Raw genomic sequence first — 20,125 nt, 5'->3', positions numbered from 1 at the left:
CTGAAATACCTCTCAGTCATTTTGATTTTTTTGATATGTTTTATAACATTTTTGTATTTGAGCTCAGTGGATAAGGTTTGCGTTTTAAGAAATTTTAATTTCAAAAAGATATTTTCGGGTGGGCGCTAGAATTTGATGTTACGTTGTTAATTGTAACGGACTGTGAATGTTACGTTTGGGTAGTTAGCGAATAGGTGGTAACCTTATCCTTGATTTTTTATCAATTCCCGGGCTTTTTCTATTATTGTGTCTATACCATTGCCCATATCTTCATCTGTCATATCAACTTTTATCTTCGGATCAATACCGAACTCTGTATGTGCTTTATTCGCGTCGAGGACAGGCGATGCAGAGAATCTGACTGACCAGCCGTTAGGAAGTTCGGAAGAAAATGGCATCCCGCTACCACCTCCGGTTCTGTCTCCAACTATAACAGCGTTGGGCGCATACCGCATAGCATTTACAAAATCATTGGCCGCGCTATAGCTACTGCGGTTGGTAAGGATTATAACTTTCTTCTGATATTTGACTCCGTCTGACGGTTCCACATATATCTCGTACGGTTCTGAAAAATCGTCATGTCCTTTGCCTGTCTTATGCTGCATATAGCCAACCAGTGTCTTCTCGTTGAAAAAATGTGAGGCCAGTTTATCGCTATTTGTCATCAAACCGCCGCCGTTATCCCTCACATCGAGGATAATCCCTTCACATATAGCCATACGGTCAAGTACCTGATTGATATTTCCTTCTCCGATACCGCTCGAAAAGCTTCCATAATATATATATCCTACGTTATCATCGAGGATTTTATATTTTAGCCCGCCCGCAATGCCATAGTCTGTACCAAGGTAGTTTTTTTGGATCTTACTGTCGAAATTATCAGGATAATCCTCGAACCATTTCCAGTACCGTGCAACATTGTGTGTGGCCACCAGATTTACATGCCCGTCCTGAACCTCGGCGAGCATCTCCCCCAGTACGGTAAATAACGCTTCATTATCCATATTCTCGCTGATACGCTGCGAATAACGGTCATATACTTCGTTCCAGTCTACAGCTTTGTAGCTGAAGAAGCAATAATGCTCGTCCATTATTTTCCACAGGGCTTCAAAATTGCCTTTTTTCGAATTTTCATAATTGTCCTCTTTGAAACAACCAGATAAAAGGATGCAAATAAGAGGTATTAATATATATGGGTATTTCATCGGTTCATTTAATTTTTGCGCCTCAAGGTAGCAATAATTCTTTAAATTCGGCAAATGTATAGCGATAGTAATTCAAGTCGATATGCCCGTCTATACCGGGTAACTCGCCTTTATGGGAAAATTGCCATATTTTCCAATTTTTAATATCATCGGATGGTTCTTTATGCAGGTCGCACATCCATATAATATTGTCGGGGAAGTTATTTTTTATATATAGTTTATAACAGTCTTTATTTGTATATATTACAGGATGTACACCAAAATGTTCATACAGTTTATTATCCATGATTTTTAGTTCACGGATAACCATCGCTACGAATTCTTTGTCTTTGCTGTACGGATTTGCAGGGGAATGTTCCACATCGATGGCCGGTATAAGATCCCCCTCATTGAATTTCGCTGTTTTGAGAAAGTGGTTTGCCTGCTCGTCTCCCGATAGGGCAAAGGTATAGAAATGGTAGGATCCGACTTTGACATTCGCTTTCCGTGCCAGGCCGTAATTAAATTCATAATTCCGATCCAGATGGCTATTCCCTTCGGTCGCCTTCATATAAGCAAAGGTAATATTCTGTTCCATTACATTTTCCCAGTTCAATATCGGATTGTGATGGGAAACATCTATGCCTTTTACAAAATACTTGCCGGAATCAAATGATTCGGGTTCTTCAAAAAATCCTCTTATGACAAAGAAAGCTGCAATGCCAAAGCATACAGCTATACTAAAAGACAGGATATATTTCTTTATGTTTTTATCCTTTGACTGTTTTCTGTTTATTCTTCTTTTAGTCCGTTTTCTTTGCACCTTTTTTGTCATTTGCGCTTAATCGAAAAGAACGGCTTCGGATAGCAGTTTTCCAATTTTATCTTTTGGTGATAATATAAGTTCCTGCTCATTTATACCCCAATCGATGCCGATAGCAGGGTCGTTCCATAATAAAGATGCTTCATGTGTTGGGGCATATACATTATCTACCTTATAGGAAAATATAGCCTCCGGGCTTAATACCAGAAAACCATGAGCGAACCCTCTGGGGATAAAGAATTGTTTCTTGTTTTCTTCGGATAGTTCTATGGCTATGTATTGTCCGAAAGTAGGAGAGGATTTACGTAAGTCTACTGCTACATCCAGTACCGACCCTTTAAGGGCTCTCACTAATTTAGCCTGTGAATATTCCCCCGTCTGATAATGTAGGCCACGCAATACTCCACGGGTCGATTTAGATTCATTATCCTGTATAAAGTTGATTTTGCCTACATGTCCTTCAAAAACTTCTTTTTTATAAGATTCCATAAAATAGCCCCTTTCATCGGTAAATACTTTTGGTTCGATGACCCAGACTCCTTTTATCGATTGTTCTGTAAATTTCATATTATGATTTGTTATTCTTCTGTTGTTTTATAATCACTGTTGCCTTCTATATTCTTCTGTACAATAAGAATTATGGCATTTAATGAATCTTCCCTGTTCTGTTCTATAGCTTTCCATACCGAACTGAAGGGGAATAACTGATAATTAAATTCTCCTGTTGAGATACATGCGTAGTCCGTTCCGTATTCATCGCTGATAACAGACCATATCGTATTGAAAGTCCTGTTCAGATAATTACCGAAAGCTGCTCCGATTGCATTGACAAACTGAACTTCTTCAAAATATTTGAAATCATATTTCTTGTTATTCCATCTGAATAATAGCTCATCCAAGTCTTTTGCCGTATAGTCTGAAATACTTTTATTCTCAAGTGTTTTTAATAAATCATCAGCATCTCCGAGGCAGTAATCTATGAACTCCCTGTCTGTCTCGTTCAGGTTTATAAAATCCTGTTCTACAGGTTCTACTGTGGATATTTTGTAATTTATAGTCTGGCCTTCGGCCTCAAAGGATTTGTCCTCATAATCTTTGTCCTCCAGGTCATCGTACTTTTTTGCCATATTTATTTATCTGTTATTAAGCTGAGAATATATTGTCCGTATGCCGTTTTATCCAGTTTTTTACCTAAAGCCTGTAGTTGGCTATCATCGATCCATTTATTGCGCCATGCGATTTCTTCTATGCATGAAATATAAAATCCTTGCCGGTTCTGAACAGTTTCTACATAGTTTCCTGCTTCCAATAAGCTGTCGCAGTTACCTGTATCGAGCCAGGCAAAACCACGTCCGAATAACTGAACCTGTAAGCTACCTTCTTCCAGATAGCATTTGTTCAAATCGGTAATCTCATACTCGCCTCTGGCTGATGGTTTCAGCGCTTTGGCTTTTTCTGTAACTGTTTTATCGTAGAAATAAAGACCGGGAACAGCATAATTGGATTTTGGATTTTCCGGTTTTTCTTCCAGAGAAAGGACTTTGTTGTTTTCGTCAAATTCTACCACACCGTAAGCACGAGGATCTTTTACATAATATCCAAAAATACAAGCGCCTTTTTCTATTGAAGCTGCATCACGAAGCATTTTAGAAAATCCTTGCCCATGAAACATATTGTCTCCTAATATAAGGCATCCTGGTTCGCCATTCAGAAATTTTTCTCCCAAAACAAAAGCTTGTGCAAGCCCGTTCGGAACCTCCTGTATGACATATTCGAATTTCATTCCCAACTCTTCTCCTGTTCCCAATAACTCCCTGAACATCGGCAAATCCCGTGGTGTGGATATAATCAGGACTTCACGAATACCAGCTAACATCAATGTAGAGAGCGGGTAATATATCATCGGTTTATCATACACAGGCATAATCTGTTTAGAGATAGCCTTAGATAAAGGAAAAAGCCTTGTAGCGCTTCCTCCGGCTAGAATAATTCCTTTCATAGCGTTTATGTTTGTTTAATATGCAAATATAGTTATAGTGAAAGCCGAGTACAGTCAAGCTTGCTTGAGATTGCCGAGCCGCATCCTATATTCTGCAAATATAGTAAATTATGTGAATCCGTATTTCGTTTTGTTTAAATTATGTGTTCAATTCCATTAGTCGTTTTACATACGCTTCGCTCCTGTGAACGTTGTTTGTCGTGACTCGGCATAACATGAATTTTTAATTCAGTTCTGCCCTCGCTACTTAAAAACGTTCTTTTATTTTTTACATAAAGGCTATCTCAGGCTAAATATATTAGTCGCAGTTCCCTACTGCCGCGCCCTCCCGGGCTTGCCCCTTCTTTTGGCATTGCCCAAAAGAAGGCAAAAGGCTAGTGCTTTGTCCCTCGGCGACCCNCCCCGCCTGCGGAACAGATGCACGGAGTCGCGACGCAACGTCAAGACAGAGGATAGACCCTGCAAATCAGGCGTCAGCCAGCGCCGTTAGCAAGCGTACGGGGTACCCACCCGGTGCAGGCGGCGTAGAATGAAGTGCGGGCGCTTTTAAGCATCGTCTGCCAATTATTGCAATGATGAATCTTTCATCACTTCATTCAGCCGGCAAGCCGATGGTGGGTCGTACGGCGAAGCGGGGCGCAATGCTTTTTTGCTTACTTTTGGAGCTTCGGCCAAAAGTAAGGTAAGCAATCTGTGATTGCGCGCAGATAGAAAAGAACATTTAACTTATCAACTACTGATTGACATAAATTATTAACTTCTTTACTTATTGCAACTCAGGTTTACAGTTATTTATTTTCACAGGATACTTTTCGAAAGAAAAGCCATCTTTTTCAAAATTAATCTGGATAATTGTACTTTCTTTTGCAGCAGGCATACTCTGGTCGAAAACGAAATTTCCCAAACTATAAAAAATTGGCTTTTCTTTATAGATTTCTTCTTTCTGTAGTATATGCGGATGATGACCTATAATAACATCCGCACCTGCATCAATCAACTGGTATGCTTCTTTTCGTTGTTTGATTGTAGGCTCTTTCTGAAATTCGATTCCCCAATGTAGGATAACTACTATATAGAAATCCGGCTTACCGGTTTTTAATTCCTTGATTTGAGTAACTAAAGTTTCTATCGAAGTCTGGTTTATTCCCGGCCTGTCTTCCAGATACACCCAATTTTCGAGAGGGAGGGTTACTGCATTGAATATAGCTACACAGCTTTCATCTTTGGCGATAAATACAGGTTTACTCGCTTCTCTGGCATTCTTCCCATACCCAATTGGTACTATGCCGGCTTCACTTAAGTGCCTGTATGTATCTTCCAGGCCGCTACGCCCTTGATCCATCGAATGATTGTTAGCTAGGGCTGCATGTGTTATCCCATTTTCTTTGAGGGTAGGAAACCATTCAGGCTCGGCTCTGAAAATATATTTTTTATTGATAGGTGAGATCGTTTTCGTAACAGGACATTCCAGATTTATAACGGTAGCATCGGCATTTTTAAAAACAGGAGCAACATCTTCAAATAAAAATTCTATACCTTTCTTCCCGATTTGTTCACGCACACCACGGTCAAGAAGAACATCTCCTGTAAAACAGATGGTGAGATGTTCGTCTTGGTACTTTTCTTGTTTGCACGAGTTGCATAAAAGTATGCACCATGCTAAAATTATAATATGGAGTATCTCTCTTAACAACCTGAACTATAGAAAATCCGTTCGTCTGTTCTTGGTTCCTTATCTATCACCAAACCTTTCATCCAATCTGGGATAGAAGGGGCTTTTTTATCTTCCAGCATTTTCTGCCACTCCTCGTCAGTGAGACGTGTTCCCAATGGTTGCACAAATTCATAGTAACTGAATGTAGCGCCCTTGGTCAGATAGAGGTAACCGTCTATTTCGACAACAACGTAGATATTGTTAGCGTTTCCGGCAGCAACATGCAGAATCCCATTTTTGTTACATCCCGGAACATTGCGTGTATAGATGTCGGCCACCACGGCAATTGACTTATCAGGGCCTTGTACCAGCGACCAGTTGTCCAGATGCAAATCGGGGTCGATAACTGACAAGGTGAAGTATTCGATACTGCTGCCCATATATTCTATTGTCTGGTATTCTGTTTCACTTAGTTTCTGCTTAGCCAATTCCTTCTTTGTCACCTGAATAAGGAAACTTGCATAATCTGCTAACTGTTCAGTTTTTCCTTTCAGGTCAGGAGTCAACAGGTTATTCTTATTCAGTAGTGTTTCTGTCAGGGAAACCATTTCAGATAATTTGCTCCAGAATTTCAGGTTTGGCTCTACATAACCAACTACCACCGGTGCAGGGGGGCCTCCGTCGCCACATTCGGCAGACATAGGTTGTTCTCCATACAGGATTGCGTCATGTTTTAGTTCTGCCCACGAAGCCAGGGAGGTATTCAGGTTTTTATAATCCCATGCTTTTGTTTGCATAAATTCGGGATAACTTTTATCCGGCTTTTGCAGTTCAATCAGGCTTTCTATCCATTTGTTATATATAGAACTGTTCCAACCGTTATAATTGTTGAACTTCGTTTGCATTTCCTTCATTCTTTCGGGATATTTACTCCAGTTATCCTTTTCCTTATAAAAGTTGTCGAGAATATCATTTGCCGATTTAGAGCCAAAGGCAGCAAATACATCCAATCCTTTAGGGTATGCGCGTTTAGCGTTTTTAGACACATCTACAAGTTTTTGGATGACATCATTGTCGATCAGATACCGTTGAGGCATAAAGTTGATTTTGTCCTTACAACTTATTTCTATTTCAGGTCTGATTACATTCCGTGTTTTCGCCAGTTCTATCAGCATTTTATCTACTTTGGTAATATTCGTTGGCGATAAAGCATCATCCAGGCTGTTTATCTTCTCTTTTTCCAGATACAGGGCAATATCCATAATAGATAGGTTATCGGGAAGCCCAACCAGAAATACAATAGGTTCATATACCGCTTTATATTCGGCCATTAACGGTTTACCACTTTTCGTCTTAGCTGTATTCAATAGTATTGCTGTATAGATTGTTTGTTTCAGTTTTTCAACCTCATCGCGGCAGAATGGTGCTGTTTGCAACCACATCATTGCTTTAAAGTATGTCTGCATTTTTGGTTTGCGGGTATAATGTCCGCGCGGCTTGAACAAGCTATATGGAAAGTCTGCGTCTGTAAATGAAAGAAATTGAGACGGAGCATCGGACTGCCTATCTATGTTAGCTATTTCGGTACGAAACGCCTCCTGATACTGGCTTGGCACTGTCAGTGTTTTATTTGCCAGAAAATAATAAGGGATAGCATAGAATACGGCATTGTATTCAGCCAGAGCTTTTATCTCCTCATTTTCTGTTTGGGCTATACGCATCGACTCATTGTAAAGTCCCAAGCATAAATCGGATAAGATAGGGATAAATTTTTCCTGCTCAAGGCTTTTCAGCGTGTATGAGAAAAACATATGGAAAGCCTGTAGGTACAGGTCTGTAGTAATAAAGTTGGGAACCTGATTGTAGTCATTTTCTTCATATACATGAAACAATTGTAGGTTTGCACCAGTGGTGATGGCAAAGTTGTTTTTCCCGATTTTATCGACAAATTCCTGATCTATTTCTTTGAACTGAAAGAGGTTGACTATATTGGTATAATTACCCAGATTATAATTTCCCTTTTTTACGAAGTTGGTTTGTTTTAATTCCTCAATACGCTTGTCTATTTTGTCTACAAAAGCCTGTTCTTCGGCCATCAAATTCACTTCTTTATAATCCAGCGGCATTTTATCGTCATCCCACAATTTATATACAAGACTTTCATACCACTTTGTATTTGTCCTGAAATAGGCGTTCAAGTCTGCCTCCATAAAGTATAGCCCATGTAAAGCATATGGATAGTTTCTCAACAAGCGTAAATCCTGCAAAGATAAGTTGCTGATATCCTGCTGTAAGTCGATGGATTGGGGCAAATCGGTGTTTGATGTCAGAAAGGATTGAGCCGGCGTATTTATTATTTCCGTGGTTGTAGCCGTTTTCGGTTCACTGTTTTCGGTTACTTTTGTCTTGCATCCTGTAAATAATATAACTGTGATAATGAAGAACAAGGTTAATTTTCTCATAGTTAGTATGTGTTAGCCTTTTTGTAATAATTTTTGAGCTTCCTCTAACGAAATTCCGCGTCTAATATAATCAATAAATTCCAGACCAAAGCCACGCCATTTATATTTTGCAACCAGAAATGTTCCATCCTGCTCCCTCTCTATTGTTCTTATCAAGGCTGGTTCAAGGCTGTTTATTACCTTGAAATCTTCCAAAGGCTGTGCTACGCGTGAGCCGAGCCACAAGGGGCGGATATAGTTGTCGTCTGTTATTTTAAACAGGAAAAGCCGTTTATCGGGTTTTGGGTCAAAACGTGTAGGTTTTATTACTCCAACAGCAATAACGGTTTTGTCTCCTGTTATATTCCCGTGGTCGAACTGGTAAACAGGATATCGCAACGGCCAGCTTGAGTGCAGGCTATCGTCTATGCGTAGTTCTATCGCTGATAGCGTGTCGGAATATGTATGCAGGTTTATTGTCAGGTCTTTATCTCCGGATTTTACAATAAATGTATTTTTATCTTTATTGCAAGATAATAAGTTGATGGTTAGAAGAATGATAAAATATAGTTTTGTCCGCATAAATATATGATAAAAAGGGAAGCTTATGCAGCCTCCCTTTATTTGTCTTAATCTGCATTTTAGAATCAAATGCAAGGAATTTTATCGATACGTTTCTGGTGTCTCCCTCCTTCGAAAGGAGTATCGAAGAACACCTCAATCATCCTGTAAGCTTCCTCCTCGGTGATAAACCTTCCGGGGAGGGTCAGCACATTGGCATCGTTGTGCATCCTGACAAGGCGGGTCACTTCCACGTTCCAGCAAAGGGCGCTTCTTACCTTCGTGTGCCTGTTGAGTGCCATATTGATACCATTGCCTGTACCACAGATAGCAATTCCATAGTTGCAGTCGCCCGCATCAATGGCTGTGCCCAGTTTATGACCGTAGTCGGGATAGTCCACACTGTTGGTACTATCGGTACCATAGTCGATATAACTGATGCCCTGTGCTTTAAACAAACCAATAATATATTGCTTGATGTCATAGCCGGCGTGGTCACAAGCCAAGCCAATGGGTTTATTTTGAAGTTTCAAAATGAACAATGAATTATAACACCCCTACTGACCTCCCCCAAAGGGGAGGAACAGGCAAGGCCGTATGTGGTTTATAATTGTAAGAAACTGTTTAAATTTTATTCGTTCAAATTTTTAGAGATGTTTTAGAGATGTTTTTTTCTTCCTCGAAACGATAATAGCGGGCTATTTGAGTTGAGAGAAAGGAAAAAACAGCCGAAAACAGACTAAAAATGAACGAAGAAAAAGGTATAATAAAATATTCGTATAAAATTTAAACAGTTTCTAAATAACTGTCAGTCTTTAACTGTTTTAGCTGTCCTCCTTCTTACAAGACAGGGAATATCCGCGCCAGCGGGGATATCCTCTCTGTACTCCTCCTCTTTTGGGGGAGAGGGAGTGCTAATTATTAATTAACTGTTTCACCTGATTATATACATTCTCTGCGGTGAAGCCCAACTTTTCGTCCAGTACCTTGTATGGTGCAGAGAAACCGAAGGATTTCATACCCCATACTTTTCCCTTGTCGCCTGTCAGGCCTTCAAGGGTGACCGGTAGTCCGGCAGTCAGTCCGAATTTCTTCTTATCCTGTGGCAATACCTCTGCTTGGTAAGCTTCTGTCTGTGTGCGGAACAGTCCTTCGGATGGCACGGAAACGATACGTGTCCTGATGCCGTCTTCTTTCAATAATTTAGCACCGTCTACAAGGGTAGATACTTCCGAGCCGGAGGCTAACAGGATAACATCGTAATTCTCGTCTTCCTGTACTACATAGGCTCCTTTTTCTGTCTGCAGGGCTTCTGTATAGCGACTGGTTGTTGCCGGAAGGTCGTTGATATTCTGGCGGGAGAAGATCAAGCCTGTAGGTGTAGACTGGTTTTCCATAGCCATTTTCCACGAGATGGTGGCTTCGGTCACATCGGCAGGGCGCAGTACCAGCATGGAATTGTGTCCGTGGTGGTTTTGCAGTTTCTCCAGCAGGCGTATTTGAGCTTCCTGTTCTACCGGTTCGTGGGTAGGGCCGTCTTCGCCTACGCGGAAGGCATCGTGTGTCCAGATGAACTTAACGGGCAGTTCCATCAGGGCTGCCAGACGGATAGCAGGCTTCATATAGTCGGAGAATACGAAGAAAGTGGCGCAGGCAGCGATAATACCGCCGTGCAGTGTCATACCGATGCACAGGCAGGCCATTGTCAGTTCAGATACCCCGGCTTGCAGGAAGGCTCCCGAGAAGTCGCCTTTCTTCATACTGTGGGTATTCTTCAGGAAGCCGTCTGTCTTGTCCGAGTTGGAAAGGTCGGCAGAAGAGACAACCATATTTTCTACTTCTTTTGCCAGTACGCCCAGTACGGTAGCTGAGGCGGCACGGGTAGCCTGGTTGGGTTTCTGCTGGATGGCAGCCCAGTCTATCTGCGGTACATAGCCGTCGAACCATTTCTGCATCTTAGCAGCCAGTTCAGGGTTTTGTTTAGCCCAAGCTTCTTTTTCGGCATATTTTTTAGCTACTATTTCTTTGAGCTCTTTCTTTCTGTTGTTATAGAGTTCTTGCACTTCGGGGAAGATAGCGAACGGGTTCTTCGGGTCTCCGCCGAGTTTTTCGATGGTTTTTTCGTAAGAGGCTCCGGCGGCTGTCAGTGGCTGGCCGTGTGTCTCTGTTTCGTTTTCGAAGCTGCTGCCGTCTGCTTTTACGGCGCCTTTGCCCATGATGGTCTTACCTATAATCAGGGTAGGCTTGTTTTTTTCTAGTTTGGCTTCTGTCAGTGCGGCACGGATTTCGGTGGCGTCATTCCCGTTGATGGTGATGACACGCCAGCCCCATGCTGTATATTTGGCGGCTACGTCTTCTTCTGTAACTTCTTTTGTCTTGGTAGAAAGCTGTATGCCGTTAGAGTCGTAAAACATTATCAGGTTATCGAGTCCCAGGTGTCCGGCTGTGCGGCCTGCGCCTTGTGAGATTTCTTCCTGTACGCCTCCGTCGGAGATAAAGGCATAGATGGTTTGGCTCATAGTTTCGCCGAAGCGGTGTTTGAGGAATTTAGCGGCGATGGCGGCTCCTACGGCAAATGTATGGCCTTGCCCTAATGGGCCGGAGGTATTTTCGATACCGCGGCTAAGGTCTCTTTCGGGGTGGCCTGGGGTTACGCTGCCCCACTGGCGAAACTGCTGTAGGTCTTCCAGGCTGAACTTGCCTGCCAGACAAAGCGTGGAGTACAACATCGGTGACATGTGCCCCGGATCGAGGAAGAAGCGGTCGCGACCTTCCCAGCTTGGATTTTCGGGGTCATAGACCATAAACTCGCTGAAAAGGACATTGATAAAGTCGGCACCACCCATAGCACCACCAGGGTGACCCGAGTTGGCTTTTTCGACCATCGAAGCTGATAAGATACGGATGTTGTCCGCAGATTTGTTTAATAAGGCGATTGAATTCATAAATATATATTAAGATTTGTTGTTGAATTTACATTATTTTGCAAAAGTATGAAATATGCACGTATTTTAAAATTAAATGAGCTATTATTTTAAGAAAAAAGTGTATTTTGTACATTTATTATAAATATGAGTGATACAGGTGTTTATATATCATCCTTTTACAATAAGCATGTCATGTTTTTAGCTTTTAATGTCTATAATAAATGGCTAACTATCAGAAATATCAATGAATAATATAATTGGCAGTTATGCAACATTTTACTCTTCCGGATGATCCAGATTTACAGCAAGGCCACCCATAGATGTCTCTTTATACAGGCTAGGCAGGTCGTGCCCTGTCTGTTGCATGGTGCGGACTACCTTGTCGAAATTGATAAGGTGCTTGCCATCCGATAACATGGCGAACGAGCACGAATCTAGCGCCCGCGCAGCAGCAAAGGCATTTCGTTCGATGCACGGTACTTGTACAAGTCCGCAAACAGGGTCGCAGGTCAAGCCCAAGTGGTGTTCGAGCCCCATTTCTGCGGCATATTCTATTTGTTGGGGCGAACCGCCGAATAACTGGCAGGCGGCTCCGGCAGCCATTGCACAGGCAACGCCTATCTCTCCCTGGCAACCTACTTCCGCTCCGGAAACCGAAGCGTTTGTCTTCACTATATTTCCTATTAAACCTGCTGTGGCAAGGGCTCTTGTTATTTTCTGGTCGCTAAAGTTGTGGTTTACATTGAGGTGGTATAATACGGAGGGCAGGGTACCGCTCGAACCACATGTAGGCGCGGTAACGATTATATTGCCACTGGCATTTTCTTCGGAGACAGCTAACGCGTACGAATAGATCAGCGCCCGGCTTTTCATTGAGCCCTGATATCCTTTGGCCTTGATGCTATACATAGAAGCCTTGCGTTGCAACCCCAATCCTCCGGGCAAAAGTCCTTCGGCGTCTATTCCTCGGTGGATGGCGGCTTCCATCGTCTTCCATACTTCCAGCAGATAGTCGTATATTTCTTTTCCTTCGGTATCTTCCACATATTCCCAGAATGTTTTACCGGTTTTCTGGCACCATTCAAGTATCTGTTTCATTGTATTTTTGTCATACAATGTTTCTTTGTTTACTTTGGTTTTCCCATCGGAAAGGTCTCCGCCACCAATGCTATACACAATCCATTCTTTTACGGGTTCGCCTTTTACAATAGCCTCGAATTTCATGCCATTGGTATGAAAAGGCAATACAATCCCGGGTTCCCATACTATTTCGGTGGGGTAGGGCTGAAGCGTGTTTATAATGGCGACATCGGTCATGTGTCCTTTTCCGGTGGCTGCAAGGCTACCATACAAAGTTACCTTGAATGATGACGCATATTCGTTTCCATTCTTAAACATTAACGCTGCTTTTTGCGGAGCCATTGTATGGCTGCTGGATGGCCCGTGCCCGATTTTGTACAAGTTGCGAATAGATTCCATGATACTTAGTTTATATGCTATAACATTTGTTCTAACTTTGTGTTCAGCTCTGAACAGGAACACAAAAGTAGCAATATTAAATATTGTTAATCCCATAAAAAATGGAATTAAGAAATTTTACAAATATCTGTGATTTTACAAGACCTTTCAAAGAGTAAGGTTTTTTATAAAATTTCGATAATTTTTGATAGTGTGAAGTTGGTGGTAAAAGGTAACAGTTTGATTATCTGGAAATAGGTTTCATGCATTATTTTTAGTTAAAACAAAAAGATATAAATGAGGTAAAACAAGCTTGCAGGATGCTATAAAAAGAAATGAATTTTGAACGTGAAAGAAATATGTTGTATAACACGTTTTTTTATGGATGACAGCTGAAAAGAGATAAGTATTTTTACATCGATTTTTTAATAACAATCTTCACTTGACCTAAACAACCATGAATTTTGGATACTAACCATATCCGATGAGAATCAATGGGTAATTAGTTTTGTGTAATTTAATTACCCCTTGAATTCTCAGAATGGGTTGTGAAGATTGGCCCAATGACGTATTGAATAAAATTGATAATACTATAAAACAATCTAATGTAAAAAATTAATCATGAGTAGTACAGAGAAAAAAAGTTTACCTATTGTGCCTATTGCGACAATGATAATCTTGTTTGCAATGATTTCATTCGTGACAAATCTTGCCGCGCCAATAGGGGTTATTTGGAAAAACCAGCCAGCACTTGAAGGTTCTAACTTCTTGGGAATGTTGGGTAATATGATGAATTTCCTGGCTTATCTCTTTATGGGGATACCTGCTGGTAAAATGCTTACTAAGATAGGATATAAAAAGACCGCATTGGTTGCTATCGCTGTAGGATTTTTGGGAGTTTTTATTCAATATTTATCAGGAGTTTTAGGTGTTGGTGCTGAATTGTTCAGCTTACCTGCCAATTTCTACGTTTATTTGTTGGGTGCATTCGTTGCAGGTTTTTCTGTATGTATGCTTAACACTGTTGTTAACCCGATGCTTAACCTTCTAGGTGGCGGAGGTAACAGAGGTAACCAATTGATCCAAACAGGTGGAACATTCAATTCATTGACCGGAACATTAACACCTCTATTTGTAGCTGCATTAATCGGTCAGATAACACCGGCAACTGCTATTACAGACGTAAACCTTGTGTTGTTTATCGCAATGGGTGTATTTGCTGTGGCATTTATTGCTCTTTCTTTTGTTAAAATTGAAGACCCTAAAACTAGTTCGAAAGCAAATGTTACTTATGAACATTCTCCGTGGGCATTCCGTCACTTTATATTAGGAGCTATTGGTATCTTTGTATATGTAGGTGTGGAAATAGGTATTCCTGGAACTTTGAACTTCTTCCTTGCAGACGTAACGGACAAGGGTGCCGGTTTGGATCCTAAAATTGCAACTTCTATCGGAGGTTCTGTTGCCGCTACATATTGGTTCCTTATGCTGATTGGTCGTTTCTTAGGAAGTATAATCGGAGGTAAAGTATCCAGTAAATTGATGTTGACAGGTGCTTCTGGCCTTGGTATTGCATTTGTATTACTTGCTATGTTCTTACCACGTATAATGACCTCAATGCCTGTATTTACAGGAAGTTCTTTCGCAATGGTTGACGTTCCGTTAGCAGCATTGTTGTTGGTATTGTGTGGTCTTTGTACATCTATCATGTGGGGTGGTATATTCAACCTTGCTGTAGAAGGCTTAGGTAAATATACAGCGGCCGCTTCGGGTATATTTATGATGATGGTAGTTGGTGGAGGAGTTCTTCCATTAATCCAGAACAAAGTAGCCGATATGTCAACTTATATGACCAGTTACTGGGTAATTGTACTGGGACTTGCATTCCTGCTGTATTATGCATTAATCGGTAGTAAGAATGTAAATAAGGACATTCCTGTAGATTAATCTCTAATTTGAATAATATATGGAAGCCTGCTAAATTTTTAGCAGGCTTTTTTTGTACTTAATAGAGTTTATATACAATAGGATGATATGGCTTTGATTATTAATGGCTTGTTTATTTGATAGATGTATGTGAAAAGGAAAAAATACGGTAAAAAGAGCATTAAAAAATTGCTAAGAATTCAAAGAATCGACGAAGTCAATAAATCGTCAGAGCCTGTAATGGAAATTTTTGCTAAACAAACAGAGTGACTACATGAGCCTGAAAACAACTTTGTGGATTTTGATGCGTTTGCCCTAGAAAAATATTGTTTTTTGGCTTATCTTTGTCTGTCTTGTAAGAATAAATTTATCTTACTACAGGATGCTACGGATAGGAAAAGGTAACACGAAAAAGTGCTGTTAAACCTGTCACTTTTGTCACTTTTTAGTAAAAACAGCGATAATAAAGGATTTTGAAATAAATAAAGGATGGCAATAAAAAGTATAATAGCTTCGGCTTTAAATATCAAAGAATCACAAGTCTCGAAAACAGTAGATTTGCTTGAATCGGGTGCTACAATTCCGTTTATCAGCCGTTACCGTAAGGAGGTGACAGGCGGGCTCGATGAAGTGCAGGTTATGGCTATAAAAGAGCAGAATGACAAACTCAAGGAACTGGTAAAACGCAGGGAAACAATATTAAAGTCTATAGAGGAACAGGAAAAGCTGACACTTGAGCTTAAAACACGTATAGATAATTGTTGGAATCCGTCCGAACTGGAAGATATTTACCTGCCATATAAGCCCAAAAGGCAGACCCGTGCAGAAATTGCCCGTAAAAAAGGTCTTGAACCATTGGCAAATATCATAATGCTTCAACAAAAGATTGATGTTGAAGCAAAGGCTCAGGTTTTTGTAAAAGGAGATGTAAAAGATGTGAAAGAGGCTATCGCCGGGGCATGCGATATTATTGCCGAACAGATAAATGAAGACGAATATGCGCGTAATGCCATGCGTAACCTGTTTCAGCGTGAAGCTGTCCTTACCTCAAAGGTGGCAAAAGGAAAAGAGGAGGAAGGAGATAAGTACCGTGATTACTTTGACTTTTCGGAAAAACTGAGTAAAGTGCCTTCTCACAGGATACTGGCAATCCGTCGCGGGGAATCGGAAGGTTTTCTCCGTGTGAATATTTCACCGGATGAAGATGCGGCCTTGGAACGCTTAGATAAACGTTTCCTTAAAGGCGATAATGATAATGAGGCTACTAACTATGTGGCGGATGCAATTGAAGATGCATATAAGCGATTGTTGAAACCATCGATAGAAACGGAGTTTAGCGCGTCATCTAAAGAAAAAGCAGATGAAGATTCTATTCGTGTCTTTACCGAGAACCTGAGGCAGTTGTTGCTGGCTGCTCCGTTGGGTGAGAAGCGGGTTTTGGGTATCGACCCCGGATATCGTACAGGCTGTAAGCTTGTTTGCCTCGATGCAGAAGGAAACCTGCTTCATAATGAGACAATATACCCCCATCCACCGCAGAATGAGACCTCTAAGGCCGGAAATAAGGTTGTGAAGATGGTATCTGCCTACAATATAGACGCTATAGCCATCGGTAATGGTACGGCAAGCCGTGAAACAGAACGTTTTATCACAAATCTGCGTTATGAAAAGAAGGTGCAGGTATTTGTAGTAAGTGAGAACGGGGCTTCTATCTATTCCGCATCGAAAATAGCCCGTGAAGAGTTCCCCGATTACGATGTTACTGTCAGGGGAGCTGTTTCTATAGGCCGCCGCCTGATGGATCCTTTGGCTGAGCTGGTAAAGATTGATCCGAAGTCGATCGGAGTGGGGCAGTACCAACACGATGTAGATCAAACGAAGTTGAAGAAATCCCTCGATTTGACTGTAGAAAGTTGTGTAAACCTTGTTGGGGTGAATGTAAATACTGCCAGTAAGCACTTACTTACATACGTTTCGGGTCTTGGTCCGGTATTGGCTCAGAATATTGTGGATTACCGCGCTGCTAACGGGGCGTTTAAATCCCGCAAAGAGTTGATGAAGGTACCCCGTATGGGAGATAAGGCTTTTGAACAATGCGCGGGCTTCCTACGTATATCGGGTGCTGACAATCCGCTAGATAATTCTGCTGTTCATCCGGAGAGTTACCATGTGGTGGAAAAAATGGCAAAAGACCTGAAGTGTACCGTAAAGGAACTGATAGATAATAAGGAGTTGAAGAAGTCTCTCGAACTGGATAAATATATATCCGACAAGGTTGGTTTGCCTACCCTGAATGACATAATGGAAGAGCTGGACAAGCCCGGACGTGACCCTCGTAAAGGGATAAAGGTGTTTGAATTCGACCCGAATATAAAGACTATAGAGGATCTGCGTGAAGGCATGGTTCTGCCGGGTATTGTGACTAATATTACAAATTTCGGCTGTTTTGTAGATGTAGGTATTAAAGAAAATGGCCTGGTACACATTTCGGAACTGGCAGACCGTTTTGTTTCCGATCCAACCGAAGTGGTATCGCTACATCAGCATGTAGAGGTAAGGGTTCTTTCTGTGGATTTGGCACGTAAGAGGGTACAATTGTCGATGAAAGCGATGTAAATGAATAAAAAAAAGACAGGATATTAAGAAACTGTTTAAATTTTATACGAATATTTTATTATACCTTTTTCTTCGTTCATTTTTAGTCTGTTTTCGGCTGTTTTTTCCTTTCTCTCAACTCAAATAGCCCGCTATTATCGTTTCAAGAAAGAAAAAAACATCTCTAAAACATCCCTAAAAATTGGAACGAATAAAATTTAAACAGTTTCTAAGAGTCCTGTCTTTTTGGTGGGTTATACTTGATTATAATGGAATAACAAGCTTTTGTCCGGGATGAATAATGTTAGGATCTTTAAGTTGATCTTTGTTGGCTTCGAATATTTTCTGCCAAGTCATTCCCGGATAGTTCTTAGCTATTTTGCTCAGGCTGTCTCCGGCTTTTACTTCATAGATCTCTTCTCCTCCAGGGATTACATCTATTTTAAGTACCAGGTCTCCTGAACGCATATCAGGATCGATTTCATCGTACAAAGCCCAGATACGGTCTTTTACCGGTGCAGTAGCCGAGCCTGTAACATATAGTACGCTATCTTGCTCTACAACAGTGAGGTTTTCTACATTTGATGCCTGTGCATATTGCACTAGTTTGGCATATTTATCGTTTAAGCTCATTTATTTCAATTTTAATTGGTTAAGAACTTTCTTAGGTTGTGCAGAATTAGCTATTTCCATTATTTTCTGAAGATCAGCTTTCTTAGCGTCTCCAGTTAATGTTACCACGCCTTCGCTAACGGTAAGTTTCACATCTTTAAATCCGGCAGCAGTAAGAGCTGTAGTGATGGCAGTGGTAAGAACTTCGTCAGGATTGATAACAACCGGAAGTTTTACTTCGATATTGTTAGTCACAGATTTGATGTCTTTGATAGCTTTTACTGCTACTTCAGCTGCAGCTTTAGCTTCATCGGAGTCTACTGTACCATTAAGGGTAACAACTCCATCTTTCACTGTTCCAGTAACAGAAGATTGAGCTGCTGACAAAACGGTTTCGACTTGCTTTTGTAATTTTTCATCACTTGGTTTGCAAGAATAGAACATTGCGCTGGATAGTAAAGCGCACGTAAGAATTAAAACTAATCTTTTCATTTTAACATAATTAATTGTTTAACAATATAAGAGTTGTATTTATTTTCGGAGTGTTTTTTGTCAAGCGTGTATAATAATTATCATGTAATTAAAACAATATTGGTTGTGTTTTGTTCGTTGTCGTAAAAGTATGAAAAAATATTTGAAATAAATATAAAAGATTTTTTATAATTGATTTTTTATTGATTGTTGTTTTGGATTGTACCTTTTATTATTAAAGAATATGTTGACTCTATAAAGTTTTAGATGAAGCCTGTAATATTTTGCATAGCATAATTGGTAAGATAATTTAAACTATCTAACCTTAAAAATTAATGATAATAATAACTATTAACTTATTCTTTTATAAACTGAGAGCAATATTCAGCAACAGTCTTTATGTTATCAATGTTGTTAAAGTCAATGTTTTTATCTTTTATATATTTTTTTATTTCATCTTCATGGCCTTTGAAGAGTTTGGCTAAAGAGTCGGCAGAATAAAATCGTTTTTGGTTCTTTTTTATTTTTATATAATAGTAATTATTAGACTTAAAGGAATAGTTTTCTGCAATATCTAATTGAAAATTCTTCCCATCTCTACTTATTGTTGAAATGTTTGAAATAGAGCTGGTCTTAGAGGTCGTGCCATAACCACTGGCCTTGCCTTTCGATTCAGCTTTGTACTTCCATTGGATATATAAAGTGAGATCATCATAATTAATTCTTTCATAAAAGGTTTTACCTTTAATATGTTCAAAGATATGCCCGTCTATATTAACAAAAGATACTTCTGTAGGATTGGCTAGTTCTAATATCGTACCATCATCAGAAAGAAACATCATTCTTTCGTCTAAAGCATCATAATTAAATTTAGCAAGAACGGCATTGCCCTTTTTAAAAACCAGACGCCCGTCTCTAAATTCTTCAAATACATACTCATTTTTATTCTCTTCTTGTGCATTTAATGATATAATGAGAAAAAGAGAAGAAACGAATAACAATAGATATTTATTTTTCATAGTTATTATGTATTTAATATTGTAACCTCCTATAGCAAAGGAAAGAAAGTATTGATGAAATTGCAAATTAATTTACTTTATTTTTCACAATAGTTCGTTAAAATTTCCATGATAGTTAAGCTGCCTAGGTGGCTATCTTAATGAGTTCTCCCATAATTTTAGCATTTAAGTATCTGTTCGGTTTAAAACCAGGCAACTCAAAAAATCGTTTGAGTATATATGAGTTGTACATCAGTGATTTTTTTAATAGACAGGGTATAACAACCCGGAAAATAAAACAACTTGTAAATGACAATCAAATCATAGAGAACTTTTATAATTTAACAATAGTTCGTTATAAAAACAGCTTTTTTAAGCGGAAATAGTCCCATATTGTTTTAGTTCATTAATTATCCGCTTATTTTTTTTAGAGTTTGGGTTCATTCCTAACTTTTCAAAAAATGTTTTCATTAGCA

Annotated in this window: 16 protein-coding genes; 2 read left to right on the top strand and 14 right to left on the bottom strand. The window is 40.0% G+C overall.

Annotated features, from left to right (window positions below; genetic code table 11):
- Nucleotides 1-203: 203 nt before the first annotated feature.
- The 11 genes from D0T84_RS11955 to D0T84_RS11905 all read right to left on the bottom strand — a co-directional run bounded on the left by D0T84_RS11955 (nt 204) and on the right by D0T84_RS11905 (nt 13,068).
- On the bottom strand, nt 204-1,205 hold the full coding sequence (locus D0T84_RS11955; protein ID WP_163308104.1) for a S41 family peptidase: 1,002 nt from the start codon (nt 1,203-1,205) through the stop codon (nt 204-206).
- Between the two features lie 22 nt (nt 1,206-1,227).
- The gene (locus tag D0T84_RS11950) at nt 1,228-2,007 is read right to left on the bottom strand and encodes a glycoside hydrolase family 25 protein (protein WP_370525502.1); all 780 of its coding nucleotides are present in this window, start codon (nt 2,005-2,007) and stop codon (nt 1,228-1,230) included.
- A gap of 18 nt (nt 2,008-2,025) precedes the next feature.
- On the bottom strand, nt 2,026-2,574 hold the full coding sequence (rfbC, locus tag D0T84_RS11945) for a dTDP-4-dehydrorhamnose 3,5-epimerase (protein ID WP_163308102.1): 549 nt from the start codon (nt 2,572-2,574) through the stop codon (nt 2,026-2,028).
- An 11-nt stretch (nt 2,575-2,585) separates the two neighbouring features.
- A complete protein-coding gene (locus D0T84_RS11940; protein WP_163308101.1) occupies nt 2,586-3,134 on the bottom strand; it encodes a DUF3806 domain-containing protein in 549 nt (182 codons plus the stop codon).
- Between the two features lie 2 nt (nt 3,135-3,136).
- Entirely contained in the window at nt 3,137-4,006 is an 870-nt protein-coding gene (gene rfbA / locus D0T84_RS11935; RefSeq protein ID WP_163308100.1) for a glucose-1-phosphate thymidylyltransferase RfbA, read from the bottom strand.
- A gap of 766 nt (nt 4,007-4,772) precedes the next feature.
- A complete protein-coding gene (locus tag D0T84_RS11930; protein ID WP_163308099.1) occupies nt 4,773-5,699 on the bottom strand; it encodes a CapA family protein in 927 nt (308 codons plus the stop codon).
- Nucleotides 5,693-8,122: a DUF3160 domain-containing protein gene (locus D0T84_RS11925; protein ID WP_163308098.1), complete on the bottom strand. Its 2,430-nt coding sequence runs from the start codon at nt 8,120-8,122 to the stop codon at nt 5,693-5,695. Before D0T84_RS11925 ends, D0T84_RS11930 begins: the two co-directional genes overlap by 7 nt.
- Before the next feature lie 12 nt (nt 8,123-8,134).
- Nucleotides 8,135-8,683 (bottom strand): nuclear receptor-binding factor 2, encoded by a 549-nt coding sequence (locus D0T84_RS11920; RefSeq protein WP_255495337.1) that lies wholly within the window; start codon nt 8,681-8,683, stop codon nt 8,135-8,137.
- 65 nt (nt 8,684-8,748) lie between these two features.
- Entirely contained in the window at nt 8,749-9,195 is a 447-nt protein-coding gene (locus tag D0T84_RS11915; RefSeq protein WP_370525501.1) for an RpiB/LacA/LacB family sugar-phosphate isomerase, read from the bottom strand.
- Nucleotides 9,196-9,576: 381 nt separating this feature from the next.
- Complete coding sequence (locus tag D0T84_RS11910) at nt 9,577-11,607, bottom strand: transketolase (RefSeq protein WP_163308096.1); 2,031 nt, start codon at nt 11,605-11,607, stop codon at nt 9,577-9,579.
- Nucleotides 11,608-11,865: 258 nt separating this feature from the next.
- Nucleotides 11,866-13,068, bottom strand: coding sequence for an L-serine ammonia-lyase (locus D0T84_RS11905; protein ID WP_163308145.1), 1,203 nt, complete (start codon nt 13,066-13,068; stop codon nt 11,866-11,868).
- Nucleotides 13,069-13,668: 600 nt separating this feature from the next.
- Between D0T84_RS11905 and D0T84_RS11900 the strand changes: the two genes are divergently transcribed.
- A complete protein-coding gene (locus D0T84_RS11900) occupies nt 13,669-14,994 on the top strand; it encodes an MFS transporter (RefSeq protein ID WP_163308095.1) in 1,326 nt (441 codons plus the stop codon).
- 468 nt (nt 14,995-15,462) lie between these two features.
- Nucleotides 15,463-17,589, top strand: coding sequence for a Tex family protein (locus D0T84_RS11895; protein WP_163308094.1), 2,127 nt, complete (start codon nt 15,463-15,465; stop codon nt 17,587-17,589).
- 243 nt (nt 17,590-17,832) lie between these two features.
- Here the strand turns inward: D0T84_RS11895 and D0T84_RS11890 are convergent, their stop codons facing one another.
- From D0T84_RS11890 to D0T84_RS11880, 3 genes are all read right to left on the bottom strand, one after another.
- Nucleotides 17,833-18,201 carry a LysM peptidoglycan-binding domain-containing protein gene (locus D0T84_RS11890; RefSeq protein ID WP_163308093.1) on the bottom strand — a complete coding sequence of 123 codons (369 nt, stop codon included), beginning with the start codon at nt 18,199-18,201 and terminating at the stop codon, nt 17,833-17,835.
- The gene (locus D0T84_RS11885; RefSeq protein ID WP_163308092.1) at nt 18,202-18,672 is read right to left on the bottom strand and encodes a BON domain-containing protein; all 471 of its coding nucleotides are present in this window, start codon (nt 18,670-18,672) and stop codon (nt 18,202-18,204) included. It abuts the gene before it with no gap.
- 335 nt (nt 18,673-19,007) lie between these two features.
- A complete protein-coding gene (locus D0T84_RS11880) occupies nt 19,008-19,670 on the bottom strand; it encodes a hypothetical protein (protein ID WP_185155732.1) in 663 nt (220 codons plus the stop codon).
- Nucleotides 19,671-20,125 lie beyond the last annotated feature (455 nt).

It is taken from the genome of Dysgonomonas sp. 521, assembly GCF_010501055.1.
In the GTDB taxonomy this organism is placed as follows: Bacteria; Bacteroidota; Bacteroidia; order Bacteroidales; family Dysgonomonadaceae; genus Dysgonomonas.
The sequence above is the reverse complement of the archived record's forward strand: the minus strand, read 5'-3'. Positions and strand labels throughout refer to the sequence as shown.

Excerpts from the sequence above, each read along its gene's own strand:
- D0T84_RS11955 (WP_163308104.1), bottom strand. The coding sequence starts at position 1,205 with ATGAAATACCCATATATATTAATACCTCTTATTTGCATCCTTTTATCT.
- rfbC (WP_163308102.1), bottom strand. The coding sequence starts at position 2,574 with ATGAAATTTACAGAACAATCGATAAAAGGAGTCTGGGTCATCGAACCA.
- D0T84_RS11940 (WP_163308101.1), bottom strand. The coding sequence starts at position 3,134 with ATGGCAAAAAAGTACGATGACCTGGAGGACAAAGATTATGAGGACAAA.
- rfbA (WP_163308100.1), bottom strand. The coding sequence starts at position 4,006 with ATGAAAGGAATTATTCTAGCCGGAGGAAGCGCTACAAGGCTTTTTCCT.
- D0T84_RS11925 (WP_163308098.1), bottom strand. The coding sequence starts at position 8,122 with ATGAGAAAATTAACCTTGTTCTTCATTATCACAGTTATATTATTTACA.
- D0T84_RS11920 (WP_255495337.1), bottom strand. The coding sequence starts at position 8,683 with ATGCGGACAAAACTATATTTTATCATTCTTCTAACCATCAACTTATTA.
- D0T84_RS11910 (WP_163308096.1), bottom strand. The coding sequence starts at position 11,607 with ATGAATTCAATCGCCTTATTAAACAAATCTGCGGACAACATCCGTATC.
- D0T84_RS11905 (WP_163308145.1), bottom strand. The coding sequence starts at position 13,068 with ATGGAATCTATTCGCAACTTGTACAAAATCGGGCACGGGCCATCCAGC.
- D0T84_RS11900 (WP_163308095.1), top strand. The coding sequence starts at position 13,669 with ATGAGTAGTACAGAGAAAAAAAGTTTACCTATTGTGCCTATTGCGACA.
- D0T84_RS11895 (WP_163308094.1), top strand. The coding sequence starts at position 15,463 with ATGGCAATAAAAAGTATAATAGCTTCGGCTTTAAATATCAAAGAATCA.
- D0T84_RS11890 (WP_163308093.1), bottom strand. The coding sequence starts at position 18,201 with ATGAGCTTAAACGATAAATATGCCAAACTAGTGCAATATGCACAGGCA.
- D0T84_RS11885 (WP_163308092.1), bottom strand. The coding sequence starts at position 18,672 with ATGAAAAGATTAGTTTTAATTCTTACGTGCGCTTTACTATCCAGCGCA.
- D0T84_RS11880 (WP_185155732.1), bottom strand. The coding sequence starts at position 19,670 with ATGAAAAATAAATATCTATTGTTATTCGTTTCTTCTCTTTTTCTCATT.